The organism is Sphingomicrobium sp. XHP0239, assembly GCF_039555325.1.
In the GTDB taxonomy this organism is placed as follows: Bacteria; Pseudomonadota; Alphaproteobacteria; order Sphingomonadales; family Sphingomonadaceae; genus Sphingomicrobium; species Sphingomicrobium maritimum.
Genome location: NZ_CP154608.1, coordinates 343,092 through 357,650, shown reverse-complemented (window position 1 = coordinate 357,650; position 14,559 = coordinate 343,092). Strand labels below are relative to the sequence as shown.

General features: G+C 65.2%; 12 protein-coding genes. 5 read left to right on the top strand and 7 right to left on the bottom strand.

Going from position 1 to position 14,559, the window contains the following annotated elements:
- Positions 1 to 56 precede the first annotated feature (56 nt).
- The gene (locus WJT74_RS01755) at positions 57 to 596 is read left to right on the top strand and encodes a shikimate kinase (RefSeq protein ID WP_343346138.1); all 540 of its coding nucleotides are present in this window, start codon (positions 57 to 59) and stop codon (positions 594 to 596) included.
- Positions 593 to 1,657, top strand: coding sequence for a 3-dehydroquinate synthase (gene aroB / locus WJT74_RS01750; protein WP_343346136.1), 1,065 nt, complete (start codon positions 593 to 595; stop codon positions 1,655 to 1,657). Before WJT74_RS01755 ends, aroB begins: the two co-directional genes overlap by 4 nt.
- Here the strand turns inward: aroB and WJT74_RS01745 are convergent.
- The 5 genes from WJT74_RS01745 to radA are packed head-to-tail and all read right to left on the bottom strand — an operon-like array spanning position 1,654 to position 7,145.
- Positions 1,654 to 3,510: a monovalent cation:proton antiporter-2 (CPA2) family protein gene (locus WJT74_RS01745; protein ID WP_432215225.1), complete on the bottom strand. Its 1,857-nt coding sequence runs from the start codon at positions 3,508 to 3,510 to the stop codon at positions 1,654 to 1,656. The two genes, aroB and WJT74_RS01745, sit on opposite strands and share 4 nt — an antisense overlap.
- Positions 3,507 to 3,929 carry an iron-sulfur cluster assembly scaffold protein gene (locus WJT74_RS01740; RefSeq protein WP_343346134.1) on the bottom strand — a complete coding sequence of 141 codons (423 nt, stop codon included), beginning with the start codon at positions 3,927 to 3,929 and terminating at the stop codon, positions 3,507 to 3,509. The genes WJT74_RS01745 and WJT74_RS01740 overlap by 4 nt, the downstream gene beginning before the upstream one ends.
- Positions 3,926 to 5,239 (bottom strand): cysteine--tRNA ligase, encoded by a 1,314-nt coding sequence (cysS, locus tag WJT74_RS01735; RefSeq protein WP_343346131.1) that lies wholly within the window; start codon positions 5,237 to 5,239, stop codon positions 3,926 to 3,928. Before cysS ends, WJT74_RS01740 begins: the two co-directional genes overlap by 4 nt.
- A complete protein-coding gene (locus WJT74_RS01730) occupies positions 5,236 to 5,739 on the bottom strand; it encodes a CvpA family protein (protein WP_343346128.1) in 504 nt (167 codons plus the stop codon). Before WJT74_RS01730 ends, cysS begins: the two co-directional genes overlap by 4 nt.
- A 44-nt stretch (positions 5,740 to 5,783) precedes the next feature.
- Positions 5,784 to 7,145, bottom strand: a complete 1,362-nt coding sequence (gene radA, locus WJT74_RS01725) for a DNA repair protein RadA (RefSeq protein ID WP_343346125.1) — start codon at positions 7,143 to 7,145, stop codon at positions 5,784 to 5,786.
- 129 nt (positions 7,146 to 7,274) lie between these two features.
- Here radA and WJT74_RS01720 point away from each other — a divergent pair, with 129 nt between their 5' ends.
- The 3 genes from WJT74_RS01720 (at position 7,275) to WJT74_RS01710 (ending at position 12,249) form a co-directional block, all read left to right on the top strand.
- Entirely contained in the window at positions 7,275 to 8,144 is an 870-nt protein-coding gene (locus WJT74_RS01720) for an alpha/beta fold hydrolase (protein ID WP_343346121.1), read from the top strand.
- 80 nt (positions 8,145 to 8,224) lie between these two features.
- The gene (locus WJT74_RS01715; protein ID WP_343346118.1) at positions 8,225 to 9,469 is read left to right on the top strand and encodes an MFS transporter; all 1,245 of its coding nucleotides are present in this window, start codon (positions 8,225 to 8,227) and stop codon (positions 9,467 to 9,469) included.
- Positions 9,470 to 9,609: 140 nt separating this feature from the next.
- On the top strand, positions 9,610 to 12,249 hold the full coding sequence (locus tag WJT74_RS01710; RefSeq protein WP_343346116.1) for an EAL domain-containing protein: 2,640 nt from the start codon (positions 9,610 to 9,612) through the stop codon (positions 12,247 to 12,249).
- A gap of 106 nt (positions 12,250 to 12,355) precedes the next feature.
- Here WJT74_RS01710 and WJT74_RS01705 read toward each other — a convergent pair whose 3' ends face one another.
- Together WJT74_RS01705 and WJT74_RS01700 are read right to left on the bottom strand one after the other, a co-directional pair.
- Positions 12,356 to 14,152, bottom strand: coding sequence for an acyl-CoA dehydrogenase C-terminal domain-containing protein (locus WJT74_RS01705; protein WP_343346113.1), 1,797 nt, complete (start codon positions 14,150 to 14,152; stop codon positions 12,356 to 12,358).
- A gap of 3 nt (positions 14,153 to 14,155) precedes the next feature.
- Positions 14,156 to 14,545, bottom strand: a complete 390-nt coding sequence (locus WJT74_RS01700) for a MerR family transcriptional regulator (protein WP_343346110.1) — start codon at positions 14,543 to 14,545, stop codon at positions 14,156 to 14,158.
- Positions 14,546 to 14,559 lie beyond the last annotated feature (14 nt).

Here is a 14,559-nt window from a genome sequence, read left to right as displayed (position 1 = left end):
CTGCGCAGTCGGGAAGGCTTTTGCCTTAGCCAGCCCACACAGTATAGCCCCTATCCATGAGCCACCCGCTTGCCTCGCGCCTCGATCGATCGATCGTTCTTGTCGGACTGATGGGCGCGGGTAAATCGACGATCGGGCGACGGCTCGCCAAACGGCTCGACCTGCGGTTCGTCGACAGCGACGAGGAGATCGCCGACGCTGCGGGTTACACTGCCGCCGAAGTCTTCGAGCGATTCGGCGAGGCGGACTTTCGCGATGGCGAGCGGCGACTGGTCGCGCGGCTCGCCGACGGCCCGCTCCGGGTCATCGCGACCGGCGGGGGTGCCTTCGTCGATGGCGAAACCCGCGCCCTGCTCAACGCGCGCTGCCACACGGTGTGGCTCGACGCGCCCGTCGAAATTCTTGCCGAGCGGACCGGCCGACGGGACACGCGCCCCCTGCTGCGCGGCACGGACCGCGAGGCCAAGCTGCGCCAGTTGCTCGACGACCGCCGCGCCTTCTACGCCGAGGCCCATCTTCATGTCCGTTCCAGTAAGGCGGCACACGCGGACGTCGTCGACAGGATCCTGATCGCGCTCGACGAGCATCTGGCATGACCGTGCTGACCGTCCCGGGCCGCGACGGCGCGACCTATCCGGTCCGGATCGGCGCGCTTCATCTCGGCCCCATGTCATCAAGCACCGGAAGCATCGCCCTCGTCAGCGACGACCATGTCTGGCGCCTCCATGGCAACGTCATCGAACAAGCGCTGACCTGCGACGTGCACCTCGTCCCGCGCGGGGAAGCGGCGAAGAACTGGCACGAACTGGAGCGGCTCATCGCGTTCCTGGCCGCGCGCAGTCAGCAGCGCGGCGATCCGGTCATCGCCTTCGGGGGCGGGGCGATCGGCGATCTGACCGGCCTAGCGGCCTCGCTCTTCAAACGGGGGTGCCCGGTCATCCAGGTTCCCACGACGCTGCTCGCGATGGTCGACAGCAGCGTCGGCGGAAAGACTGCTATCGACGCGAACGGCCAGAAAAATCTCGTCGGCGCTTTCCATCCGCCCGTCGCCGTCCACGCCGATCCCGCCTTCCTCGCCACGCTCGATCCACGCGAATTGCACGCCGGAGTAGCCGAAACGATCAAATATGGTCTGATCGGCGATGCCGATATGTACGACTGGCTCGTCGCCGATGGTGGCGGAAAGGCCCTGATCGCTCACGACGTCGAGGCTGCGCGACGCGCGATCGCATTGGCGGTGGGGACAAAAGCGAATCTGGTCGACGGCGATCTGGAAGACCGCAGCGGACGCCGTTCCCTCCTCAACCTTGGGCACAGCTTCGGCCACGCGATCGAATCGGTCGCGGGTCTCGGCACGGTCCTGCATGGAGAGGCTGTCGCGATCGGGATGGTCATGGCAGCGCGGCTGTCCGAACGGTTGGGGTATCTCGGCAAGGGAAATGCGGATCGCATCGCGAGCGATTTCGCCGCTCTCGATCTTCCGACGGATCCATCGGCATTCGACGTCGATCCCCGATCTCTGTTCGCGCCGATGCTGGCCGACAAGAAGAACGAGGACGGGGCGATCAATCTCATCCTGATGCGCGCGATCGGGGATGCGTTCATCGCCCGCGATGTCGATCCCGACGCATTGCGCGCGTTTCTCGAAGGCCGCTAGGCGCGCCCGCCTTCCGGCGCGCTGCCGTCCCCGTCCATTCCCGATTTCGGATCCTGGTCGAACGACAGGTCTCGTCCGGCGTGCAGGTCGCCCGCCTCGCTCTGCCGTTCGAGTTGCATCGAATCGCGTTCGCGGTAGGCGCTCTCGACGCGGTTGGCCTCGTCCTGGCTGAACCCCAGTTCGGTAAGCGCCCGATTGCCCATCGATACCGCGCTCTCGAACACCTCGCGGATGCAATAGGCAAGATCAACGCCATCCAGCGAGATCGAATGGCGGCGGTCGTAGCTGCGAATCATGATCGCCGCTTGAGGAAAAGCTTCCATCACCCCCTCGATCTTTTCGGCGGTCAGTCCCCCGTCGGCATTGTCGTTGCAGAACAGGATCGCCTTGGCGCTTTCTCCGCCCGCGGTGCGCAACAGATCGACCCTCATTCCATCGCCATAATAGACCTTGTAGCCGAACTCTTCGGCCGTATCGATCTGATCGGTCTTCGAATCGACCAGCGTGACATCGATATTCTTGGCCATCAGCATCATGCTCACCGTCTGGCCGAACCGACCGAAGCCCACCACGATGACCGAACCGCGCGACGCCGCCTCGGGCCCCTCTCGCTTCTCGCCGCCGGCCATCTGCCGCGCTTCCAAGCGGTCGATCAGCATCATGAGGAACGGGGTCGACGCCATCGTCAGCGTGATCACTGCGCCGAACATGGAGACGGCTTCCGGCGCGACCAGTTGCGCCTGGTTCGCCTGCGCCAGGAGGACGAAGCCGAACTCCCCCGCCTGGCTCAGGAGCAGGCCGAAGCGCAGCGACTGGAACGGATCGAGGCCGAAGGCGCGGCCCAGCCCGGTCAGAATGGCCCCCTTCACCACAATGATGGCGGCGGCGATGGCGACCACCATGCCCGGCCGCGCGGCGATCACCGAAAGGTCGAGCATCATGCCGACCGACAGGAAGAAGAATCCGAGCAGGATGGAGCGGAAGGGCTCGACGTCGCTTTCGAGCTCGTGGCGATAGGGACTTTCGGCGAGCATCACGCCCGCGATGAACGCGCCCAATGCGGTCGACAGGCCAAGCACGCTCATCACCGCTGCCGCCGACACGACGGTAAACAGCCCCGCGACCACGAACAGTTCGCGCTCTCCCAAGCGCCCGATGACGCGGAACAGCGGATTGATGACGAACCGCCCGACGAGGATCAGTCCCACGATGGCCGCGACCGTATAGCCCGCCAGCACCCATCCCCCCGGCCCCGCATCGGCATCCGGCGCACGGCTGAGCGCGGCGATCAGCGTGATCAGCGGAACGATCGAGATGTCCTGGAGGAGTAGAACGGAGAAGGCGCGCTCGCCGTGCGGACGGTGCAGATCGCCCGTCGAGCGCAGCATGGGAAGAACCTGCGCGGTCGAGGACAGGCCGAGGGGCATCCCGATCGCGAGGCTCGCCCCCCAGCTGAACCCGAGAACATAATGCGCGAGCGCCGCCAGCGCAGCACCGCAGGTCAGAACCTGCGTGATCCCCAGTCCGAAGATGTCGCGGCGCAGGCGCCACAGCCGACTGGGATGCAATTCCAGCCCTACGATGAAAAGCAGCAACGCAATGCCGAATTCGCTGATCGCCATCACGCTTTCGGCGTTGCCGACAAGACCGAGAACATAGGGTCCGATCATCGCGCCGCCGACGATGTAGCCGAGCGTAGCGCCCAGACCCAGCCGCCGGAACAAAGTCACGAACACGAGCGCAGCTCCCAGCATGATCGCGCCGTCGACGATCAATTGGCCGGTCAGCGCATGGGCCGCTCCACTTCCCCCGCCATGGTCGAGCGTATCGGCGGCGGCCATCTCGGCGCTCATCGTTCGGTGGCCTGCATGGCGCGGGCCAACGCGCGAAAGGGCAGAAGGACCGCGCCATGGCGTCCCGGCCGATCCCGTGCGGGAGCGAGCACCTCGATCCCGGGCCAGTCGGGGACGAGCGCGTCCGACCCTTCGAGCCAGTCGTCGATCGCGATCAGCGCTTGCTCGATTCCGGAGGCGGAGCGGCCGGCGGCATGGTTGAGCATCAGCGCGGCCGAAGCCTGTCCGTAGGCGCAGGCAGAGACGATGGCGCTCAGCGCCGTGACCCGATCATCCTCGCGGTTCAGCGCGAGACGAATGATGCTGCCGCAGCTTTCGGACCGGACTTCCACCTGTGCGTCGGTGCGGGAGAGGGTGACGGGTTCGGGCAGCGACGCTGCCAGCCGCAGGATCTCGCGACTGTAGGGCTCGCTCCTCACCCCCGCCGCCATGTCGTCCCTTCGGGACCGTCCTCCAGAACGATGCCCTCGTCCGCAAGCTCGTCGCGGATCCGGTCCGCGGTCGCGAAATCGCGGTTCGCCTTGGCATTCTGCCGTTCGGCGATCCGCGCCTCGACATTCGTGTCGTCGGCACCGCTGCGGAACCAGTCGTCCTGCGTCAATCGAAGGATTCCGATCAGATCGCCGCTCGCCTTCAGAGTTGCCGGATCCTCGATCTTGCCGAGCCGCGCCAGCGCCAGCGGCGTGTTGAGATCGTCGCGAAGCGCGTCGACGAACCCCCGGTCCGGCATGGCCGCGCCGGCGTCACCGACCTTGCGATACAGTCCGTCGAGCGTCGTCTTCGCCTGTTCGAGCAAGCTCTCGCTCCATTCGAGCGGCTGCCGGTAATGCCCCGTGAGCATCGCTAGCCGGATCGCCTCGCCCCGATGCCCCGCCGCGGCCAGGCCGTCGACGGTGACCGTATTGCCGACGCTCTTCGACATGGTCGCGTCGTCGAGCTTCAGGAAACCGTTGTGCATCCAGTAGCGCGCCAGCGGCGCCCCGCCGTGAGCGCAGCGGCTCTGCGCGGCTTCGTTCTCGTGATGCGGAAACTTGAGGTCCATGCCCCCGCCGTGGATGTCGATCGTCTCGCCCAGCATCGACCGGATCATGGCCGAGCATTCGGTATGCCAACCCGGTCGCCCGCGTCCCCACGGACTGTCCCACCCCGGCTGGTCCTCCGCGCTCGGCTTCCACAGCACAAAGTCGCGCGGGTTTATCTTGTAGGGCGCCACCTCGACCCGCGCACCCGCGATCATGTCGTCCAACGGGCGGTTCGACAGGCTGCCGTAGTCGCCATCGGTTTCCACGTCGAACAGGACATGGCCCTCGGCGGCATAGGCGTGACCACCCTCGATCAGATCGGTCATCAGCGCGATCATCGTATCGAGATGCTCGGTCGCGCGCGGCGCCTCCGGCAACGTCTCGATGCCGAGGGTCCGGGCGTCTTCCAGATACCATTCCTCGGCCTCGGTCGTCACCGTGTCGATCGACACGCCCCGCTCGCTCGCCTTCGCCATGATCTTGTCGTCGATGTCGGTGAAATTGCGGGCATGGACCAGTTCGGCATCCGGATAGTCGTGACGCAGCAACCGGGCGAGCAGGTCGAAGGTCACTTCGGGACGAAAATTGCCGATGTGGGCGCGCGCATAGACGGTGGGGCCGCACACATACATGGTGATCCGCCGGGGATCCTGCGGCACGAAATCGCGCTTTTCGCGTGCGGCGCTGTCATAGAGCCGGATCGTCACAACCGCCCCTCCCGCCGCGCCTCGACCAGATCGACCGTGGCGCGGGCGCTGGCGTTGAGCAGCGCGTAGGTACGCGCTTCCGCCATCCAAGGAGGCCGCTCGGCTTCCTCGCCGTACACCGAATCCACCGCGAGGTTGGCGATCAGGAACAGGATGGTCGCCCCCAGCAGTCCTTTGAGCAGACCGAACAGCCCGCCGAGCAACCGGTCGACCGGATTGATGATCGACCGCCGCGTCCGCCGTCCCAGTCGCAACGCGAGCCAGCGAACCGCCAGATAGACGGGAACGAACAGCAGGACGAGCGCCAGCGCGATGGCGGCGGTTTCGCGCTCCATCTGGGTGAGCAGCAATTCGGTGACCCGCCCATGGCCCATCTTTACCGCCACGATCCCCGCCACCCAGGCGAGCAGCGAGAAAACTTCCTGCACGAATCCCCGGACGAAGCCGAGAAGGGCGCCGCCGGCGAGGATCAGGATGATGAGGACGTCGAGTGCGGTCATGGCTTTCGTGTCGGCTAGCGGGTTGGGGGCGCGGGTGCCAGTCCCTAGCGCCCCAGCAACCGGTCGGTCAGCTTCCCGAGCCGGTCGAACGTTTCGACGCGTATTCCCTTGGCATTGGCACCCGACGGCGCCCAGGCGCGCTCGAAGCCCAGCTTGGCCGCTTCCTTGAGGCGGAGGGGCGCGTGCGCGACGGGCCGGACCTCGCCCGACAGCGCGACCTCGCCGAAGGTCACCGTCCCGCCGGGAAGCGGACGCTCGGACAGCGCCGATACCAGCGCGGCCGCGACCGCAAGGTCGGCGGCGGGATCGGACAGCCGATAGCCCCCAGCGACATTGAGATACACTTCGACGTTCGCGAAGCTGATGCCGCAGCGCGCTTCCAGGACTGCGAGCAGCATCGCCAGACGCGAGGAATCCCACCCCACCGCGCTTCGTCGCGGCGTCGCGCCACTGGCGAGCCGCACGGTCAGCGCCTGCAGTTCGACGAGCACCGGCCGCGTACCCTCCAGTGCCGGAAAGACGGTCGTGCCGCTGACCTCTTCGCCGCGATCGGTCAGGAACAGCGAAGACGGATTGGCGACCTCGTCCAATCCATGCCCCTCCATCGCGAAGACTCCGATCTCGTCGGTCCCGCCGAAGCGGTTCTTGATGGCGCGTAGGATCCGGTACTGATGACTCCGCTCCCCCTCGAACCCCAGAACCGTGTCGACCATATGTTCGAGAACCCGGGGGCCCGCGATATTCCCATCCTTGGTGACATGGCCGACGAGAATCAGCGCGCAGCCTTTCTCCTTCGCGAAGCGCACGAGTTCGTGGGCGCTGGCCCGAACCTGGCTGACGGTGCCCGGCGCACCTTCGATCATGTCCGAATGCATCGTCTGGATCGAATCGATCACCAGGAATTGCGGACGCTCTTCCGTTAGGGTCGTGAGGATATCGCGAACCGAGGTCGCGGCGGCGAGCTTCACCGGCGCCTCGCCCAGCCCCAGCCGTAGCGCGCGGCGGCGCACCTGATCGGCGGCCTCCTCGCCGGAAACGTACACGCTCGAAACGCCAGCGCTGGCGACCCGCGCCGCAATCTGTAGCAGCAGCGTCGATTTGCCGATCCCGGGATCCCCGCCGATGAGCGTGGCGGATCCTGGCACTAAACCCCCGCCCAGCGCCCGATCGAATTCGGCAAGCCCGGTTGTCATGCGGTCGGGAATGGCGATGTCGGCATCGAGCCCGACCAGATCGATCCGTCGTCCACCGCCCTGCAGGTCGTGCTTCTTCGCGAAGGTCGTCACCACCGCCCCCGCATCCTCGACCAATGTATTCCATTCGGCGCAATCGCCGCACTGCCCCTGCCAGCGGTTCGCGACCGATCCGCACGCCTGGCAGACATAGCGTTTCTTGATTTTTGCCATGCCGCCACGCTCGCAACTTCGCATCGCTGCGGCAAGTCGTTTCCTCCGCCCGCCGGACCCCTCGGGGTCACGGACATTGTCAGAGGCGCCGCACGTTGATGCTTCGAACAGACAAAAGGAACACAGCACATGGCATATGCAACCGCAAAGGACGGCGCGAAACTCTACTACAAGGATTGGGGAAAAGGACGTCCGGTCGTGTTGATGCACGGCTGGCCGCTCACCGGCGACACGTTCGACCGGATGGGGATGGAACTGGCCGGCAACGGCTATCGCACAATCATCCCCGACCGCCGCGGTTTCGGGCGTTCGGACAAGACGTGGGATGGCAACGACTACGACACCTACGCGAATGACGTGAACGCCATTCTCGACGATGCGGGTATTTCGGAAAAGATTGCGATCGTCGGTTTCTCGATGGGCGGCGGCGAAGTCGCGCGCTTCCAGTCGCGTTTTCCGGGCCGCAGTGCGGCTGCGGTACTGATCAGCTCGGTCGTTCCCCACGTCGCCAAATCGGACGAGAACCCGAACGGCGTGCCCGAAGACGCACTGCAGGAAATCACGCAATCGCTGAAGGACGACCACCAGGGTTTCTTCGAAGGGTTCTTCGACGAGTTTCTCGGGCTCGACGAGGACAAGGATGCGGTTTCGGAAGGGGTCCGCCGCGATACGTTCCGGCAGGCGATGCAGGCAAGCATCCGGAACATCCTCGCGTCCGCGGATGCCTGGGCGACCACGAACTTCCTGCCCGACCTCGAGAACTTCGACTCTCCGACGCTCGTTATCCACGGTACTAAGGACAAGACCGTGCCGATCGATGCCACCTCGCGGGTCGTCGCCGAAAAGCTGCCGAATGCCGAACTGATCGAATATGAAGGCAGCCCGCACGCTGTCCTTGCGACCGATCAGGATCGCGTGATCGACGACGTGAAGGGCTTCCTCGACAAGGCGATGGGCCAGCAGAGCGCCATTCCGCTCTCCGCAACCGAAACCGTCTGATCGGGCTCGCCTAAATACCCTCCGAAGGGCGGTGCGGCATTGCCGTGCCGCCCTTCGTGCATTAGCGCCCGGCAACCCTCATGAGCTGGCTTCCCGAACCTCTGCGCATCGCCAACTACCGGGCCTTCTGGTCCGCACGGCTGCTCGCGACGCTCGCGCAGCTCGCGATGATAACCGCGATCGAATATCAGGTCTATGCGATCGCCCGCGAAACGATGAGCCCGCAGGCCGCCGCGCTTCGGCTGGGGCTGATCGGGCTGGTACAATTCGTCCCGCTCTTCTTTCTCGCGCCCTGGGCGGGGTGGCTGACCGACCGGGTGGATCGGCGCTGGGTCGCTCGTGCCGCCATCGCCATCGAGATCGGTTGCGCCGGGGCGCTCGCCGCCTTCACCGCCGCGGGCACGATCACCTTGCCCATCATCTACATCATCGCGGTCTTCGTCGGGGTCAGCCGCGTGCTGATGGGGCCCTCGCTTTCCGCGCTTGGTGCCAACATCGTGCCGCGCGCCATCCTTCCCAACGCCATCGCTCTCTCGTCGATCGCCTGGCAGGCGGGCACCATCCTCGGACCGGCGCTGGGCGGCTATCTGCTGGCGGTCGACATCGCGCTGGCCTACGAAGTCGCGACCGCGCTGTTTGCGGCCGCCCTGGTCGGCCTGTTCCTCATCGGCACCACCGATCAGAAGAAAGCGCCGTCCAAGCGTCACCCCATCGCCCAGATCCGCGACGGTCTCCGCTATGTCCGCGACAACCGGCTCGTGCTCGGGGCGATCAGCCTCGACCTCTTCGCGGTGCTGCTGGGCAGTGCGACCGCGCTGCTTCCGATCTTCGCCACCGACATCTTCGGCGGCGGTCCCGACCTGTTCGGCCATCTGCGTGCGGCACCCGCCGTCGGTGCGACGACCGTGGCGATCATCTTCGCCATCCGTCCCCTGAAAAGCGATGTGGGTCGAAAGATGCTGCTCGCCGTCGGCGTCTTCGGGCTCACCACCGTCGGATTCGCCTTCTCGCGAAGCGTCGTGCTGACTTTCGGGCTCCTCGTGCTGATCGGAGCGTCGGACATGTTCTCGGTCTACATCCGCCAGTCGCTGATCCAGCTTTACACCCCCGACGAGATGCGCGGTCGCGTCGGGGCCGTCTCCACGCTGACCATCTCCGCTTCCAACGAGCTGGGCGATGCGGAGAGCGGGCTCATGGCCAGCCTGCTCGGCCCGACCTTTGCCGCGTTCGTCGGCGGCATGGGCGCGATCCTCGTCGTCATTCTCTGGAGCGTGAAGTTCCCCGAACTGCGCAATGCGCGGACGTTCGAACCCCCGGACCGCTGACGATCGACCGGGTTTAGGTAACGCGATTTCAACCTTTATCGTTGAAGCACTTGTTAATACCGGTGGGTTAGCCGGACGCTTCTCGTAGTAGGTTGATGAGTATGCGGCGGCGACGTCTTGGAGTTACGCAAAAGAGCGAAATGACCGCGGATGTCGACATCCGCGAGGCCCTGTCGTTCGACGTCAGCCAGCCCGGCGACGACAGCGATGAAGCCATCGCAGAACAGCGGCAGCGTCAGTTCCACCATATCCCCGTCCTGATCGGGATTTCCCATCTCGTCACGCTGGTCGCCTGCCTTTTGCTCTCGCTCGGGTCAGGGAACTTCATCTTCCATATTTTGGGTGGTCTCATCGCCCTCGATGTCGCGATGATCGTCGGCATTCGTGTCGCCACCAACCTCGAGGTGCGACCCTTCTTCATCACTCGCTTACTGACCGCCTATGTGGCGATTTGTGCTGCGGTCTGGGGCGAATTCAGCGTTCGGCTGCTCGAGGCTTCGGACGCCAATTTCGCCGTCGCCGCCGCGATGATCGGCAGCGGCATCGTGGCCATGTCGGTGGCGGCGACGACCGCCCCTGCCATCGCCATCGTCCTGGGGCTTTCGGGCGCCGCTTCCACATTCGTCTTCACGGGCCAGAGCGTCGTGACGGCTGGCATTGCCGCAATGGCGCTGATCGTATCGGCCTACGCCACGGCCTTCACCCGCACCAACCTCGCCACCGCGCGGCGGCGGATGATGCTCGATGCCCATGCGCATCAGGCGCTACGCTTCGTCACCGAATTCGAAAGTTCGGGGCGCGGCTGGTTCTGGGAAACCGATTCGACAGGCGTGCTCTCCTACGTCAGTCACCAACTGGCCGACGATTTCGAATGCGACCCGTCCGACCTTCTCGGGCGGAAATTCACCGATCTCCTCTCGGTCGACGACCAGAGCGACGTGGATGCGTTGCGCGAGGAGCGGACGCTAGGCTTCCACCTCTCGGCTCGCTTCCCCTTCTCCGACGTCGTGGTACGCGCCGCACGCGACGAGGAGATCTTCTGGACCTTGTCGGGCAATCCCATTTTCAACGAGACCAACGGTCGCTTCCTCGGCTTCCGCGGCATCGGCACCGACCTGACCGAACAGCGGCGCAACGAACAGGAAATCAGCCGCCTCGCCCGCTTCGACAGCCTCACCGGCCTGCCGAACCGTGCCATGATGCGCCAGACGCTGGACGAAGCGCTCCGCAATGCCGCGCGCCGCCAGAAGGGTTGCGCGCTCTTCCTGATCGATCTCGACCGTTTCAAGAACGTCAACGATACGCTCGGCCATCCGGTCGGCGACCAGTTGCTGCGACAGGTCGCGGCACGACTCACGAACGTGATGGGCAACCATGGCCAGGTCGGGCGACTGGGAGGCGACGAATTCAAGGCGGTGCTTCCCGGCGCGGTCGAGGCTGGGCTGCTCGAAAATCTCGCCCGATTGATGATCGAACAGGTCTCGCAGCCCTATCAGATCGAAGGCCATCGGGTGACCATCGGTGCTTCGATCGGCATCGCCATCGCCGATCCGGGCCGCGCCTGCGCCGACAGTCTTACGCGCAACGCCGATCTGGCGCTCTATGCCGCCAAGGCTGCGGGGCGCGGCACCTTCTCCTTCTTCGAACCCGAAATGCACAGCGAGGCTACCGACCGGCAGGTGCTGGAGAACGACCTCCGGGGCGCTCTCGACCGCGAGGAACTGTCGGTTCGCTACCAGCCGATCGTTCGCGCCGCGAGCGAGGAAATCTGCGGTTTCGAGGCGTTGGTCCGCTGGGAACATCCCACCCGCGGGCCGATCTCGCCCGAAGTCTTCATCGGCATTGCCGAGGAATGCGGTCTCATCAACCGGCTCGGCGATTTCGTGCTTCGGGAATCGATCGCCACCGCCGCCAAATGGCCCGAAACGGTGCGCATGGCCGTCAACCTGTCGCCCATCCAGTTCAACAATCCCAAGCTGTCCGAGACTATCGCCGCATTGTTGGCGGCGCATGAAATGCGCGCCGAGCGGCTCGAGCTCGAACTGACCGAGGGCATCTTCCTGTCCGAGGGCGAGGCGACCGACGAGATCTTCTCGCGGCTGAAGAATATCGGAGTACGGCTGGCGCTCGACGATTTCGGGACGGGCTATTCCTCGCTCGGCTATCTGAAGACCGCGCCGTTCGACAAAATCAAGATCGACCAGAGCTTCGTGCGCGGGGCGTCCAACCCCAAGAGCCGCAACAGTGCCATCATCCGGGCGATCGTCGCGTTGGCGGAAAGCCTCAACATGGACACCACCGCCGAGGGCGTCGAAACGCACGACGATCTCCACCTCATCCGCGAACTCGGATGCAGCCAGATCCAGGGTTACATCTTCGGCCAGCCGGGAACTTCGGAGGAAGCGGGCGAGCTGGTCAAGAACGCTGCCGTGTCGCCCGACGGCCACCAGAATTCGCGCGAGCCGCGACACCGCCTGATGCGCCGCGGGCTCGTGGGCTTGCGCGGCGAACGGGTCGAGGTGCGGCTGCGCAACATCTCGGCGATGGGCGCGCTGATCGAATGTCCGGTGGCGGTCATGCCGGGCACGCAGTTGACGGTCGATATCGTCGGAACGGGGCCGATCAAGGGTACGGTGCGCTGGGCGCAGTCGGGCCGTTTCGGGATCCAGTTCGACGAGGGTTTCGATCTCACCCGCCTCGCCCCCATCCGCAAGAACAAGAGCGGGGCGATGCCCGGTTTTTCCGCGTCGATGTACGGCAGCGCCCGCAAGGCCGGATAGGGCAACAGTTACCTGAAAGGAGGGTGGAAGGTCTTTTCCTCCCACCGCTCCCATTTCCTACAGACCGGTCGAGATCCTACGGCCGCGCAGCCTGTCGGCCGTCGGATCAGAAGGCTTCGGCCGGCAGCTTCATGAGCGTTTCGGCACCGGCCTCGACCTTGCGGCGCAGCGATCCGGCTTCCGGAAGCATCCGTTCGGCGAAGTAGCGCGCGGTGGTGATCTTCGCGTCGTGGAAGGCCGCGTCCTCGCCCGCTTCGTCCTTCAGCGCAGCGCTCTTGCCCGCCATCTTGAGCCACATCCAGCCGAGCGACACGAGGCCCATGAGGTCCATGTAGGCATAAGCTGCGGCGCCGACGTTGTTGGGGTTGCTCGGCCCGTTCTGGGCCAGCCACATGGTCGCGCCCTGCAGATGACCCATCGCCTTTTCGAGCGGTTCGGCGACGCCCGCCGGATCGCCCGACTGCTTGGCGGTGGCGATATCCTCGCCGACGATCTCGAAGAAGGCGCGCACCGCGCGGCCGCCATCCTTGGCCAGCTTGCGGCCGACGAGATCCATCGCCTGGATGCCGTTGGTGCCCTCGTAGATCTGCGCGATCCGCGCATCGCGCACGAACTGTTCGACGCCCCATTCGCGGATATAGCCGTGACCGCCGAAGACCTGCTGGCTCTCGACCGCGGTCTCGAAGCCCTTGTCGGTCAGATAGCCCTTGATGACGGGGGTGAGCAGGCTGATGAGATCGTCGGCCCGCTCGCGTTCCTCTTCGGTCTGCGCCTTGTGGGCAAGGTCGACCTGGAGCGCCCCCCAGAGGATCAGCGCGCGCGACGCTTCGGTGAAGGCGCGGGCGTTCATCAGCATCCGCCGCACGTCGGGGTGGACCATGATGCTGTCGGCCTTCGCGCCCTCTTCGCGCTCGTCGGCGACCAGCGCCTTGCCCTGGCGGCGGTCCTTCGCATAGGCCACCGCATTCTGGTAGGCGGCGTCGCCCTGCGCGAGGCCCTGGAGCCCGACGCCGAGGCGGGCGGCGTTCATCATGATGAACATCGCGGCCAGCCCCTTCTCCTTCTCGCCGATCAGATAGCCGGTCGCCTCGTCATAATTCATCACGCAGGTCGAGTTGCCGTGGATGCCCATCTTCTCCTCGATCGAACCGCAGAAGACGGCGTTGCGTTCGCCCAGCGACCCGTCCTCGTTCACGAGGAACTTGGGCACGATGAACATCGAGATGCCCTTCACGTTGTCGGGGCTGTCCGGCATCTTGGCGAGGACCATGTGGACGATGTTTTCCGACAGGTCGTGCTCGCCCGCCGAAATGAAGATCTTGGTGCCCGAAATCTTGTAGGTGCCGTCGTCCTGCGGGACTGCCTTGGTCTTGATGAGCCCCAGGTCGGTACCGCAATGCGGCTCGGTGAGATTCATGGTGCCGGTCCATTCGAGCGACACCATCTTGGGCGCGTAGGTGTCCTTCTGCTCCTGCGACCCGACGGCCAGCAGCGCGGCGATCGCGCCCTGGGTGAGGCCGTTGTACATCTCGAACCCCTGGTTCGCGGCGGTCACATATTCGGCGAACGCGGTCGACAGCACGTGGGGCAGATCCTGTCCGCCATATTGTTCGGGAAAGGCCAGAGTGCCCCACCCGCCCTCGCGGAATTGTTCGAATGCCTCCCGAAAGCCCGGCGGAGTGGTCACGCTGCCGTCGTCGTGACGGGTGCAGCCTTCCTCGTCCCCAATGCGGTTCAACGGCGCGAGCACTTCGGCGGCGAACTTGCCCCCTTCGGTCAGGATCGCCTCGACCACGTCAGCGTCGGCGTTCTGGAAGCCGGGCAGGTTGGCGTAGTTGGGCAGTCCGACGATCTGCTCGAGCAGATATTTGGTGTCGCGCACGGGGGCTTCGTAAACGGGCATGGTCTAATCCTCTTGAGCTGACAGAAGGCGCACGAAGCCTTCCAGTTCTTCCAATGTTTCGTCGATATCGGCTTTCTGGCGTGTCAGCGCGTCGATCCGCTGCTGACACTTGTCGAGCGTGACCGCGCGCTGCGTCTTGCGCGCGTCGCCGAGGTCGTAGAGATCGAGCAGTTCGCCGATGTCCTTGAGGCTGAACCCCACGCGCTTGCCGCGCAGGATCCAGGCGACGCGGGCGCGGTCACGCTCGGAATAGAGGCGCTGGGTCCCGACCCGCCGCGGCGCGATCAGCCGTTCGTCCTCGTAGAAGCGAAGCGCCCGCGCGGTGACGTCGAATTCATCGCACATCTCGCCGATCGTGTAGCTGTCCTGCGGGTCGTGTTGCTTCGCCAACATGCCCGCATTTATAC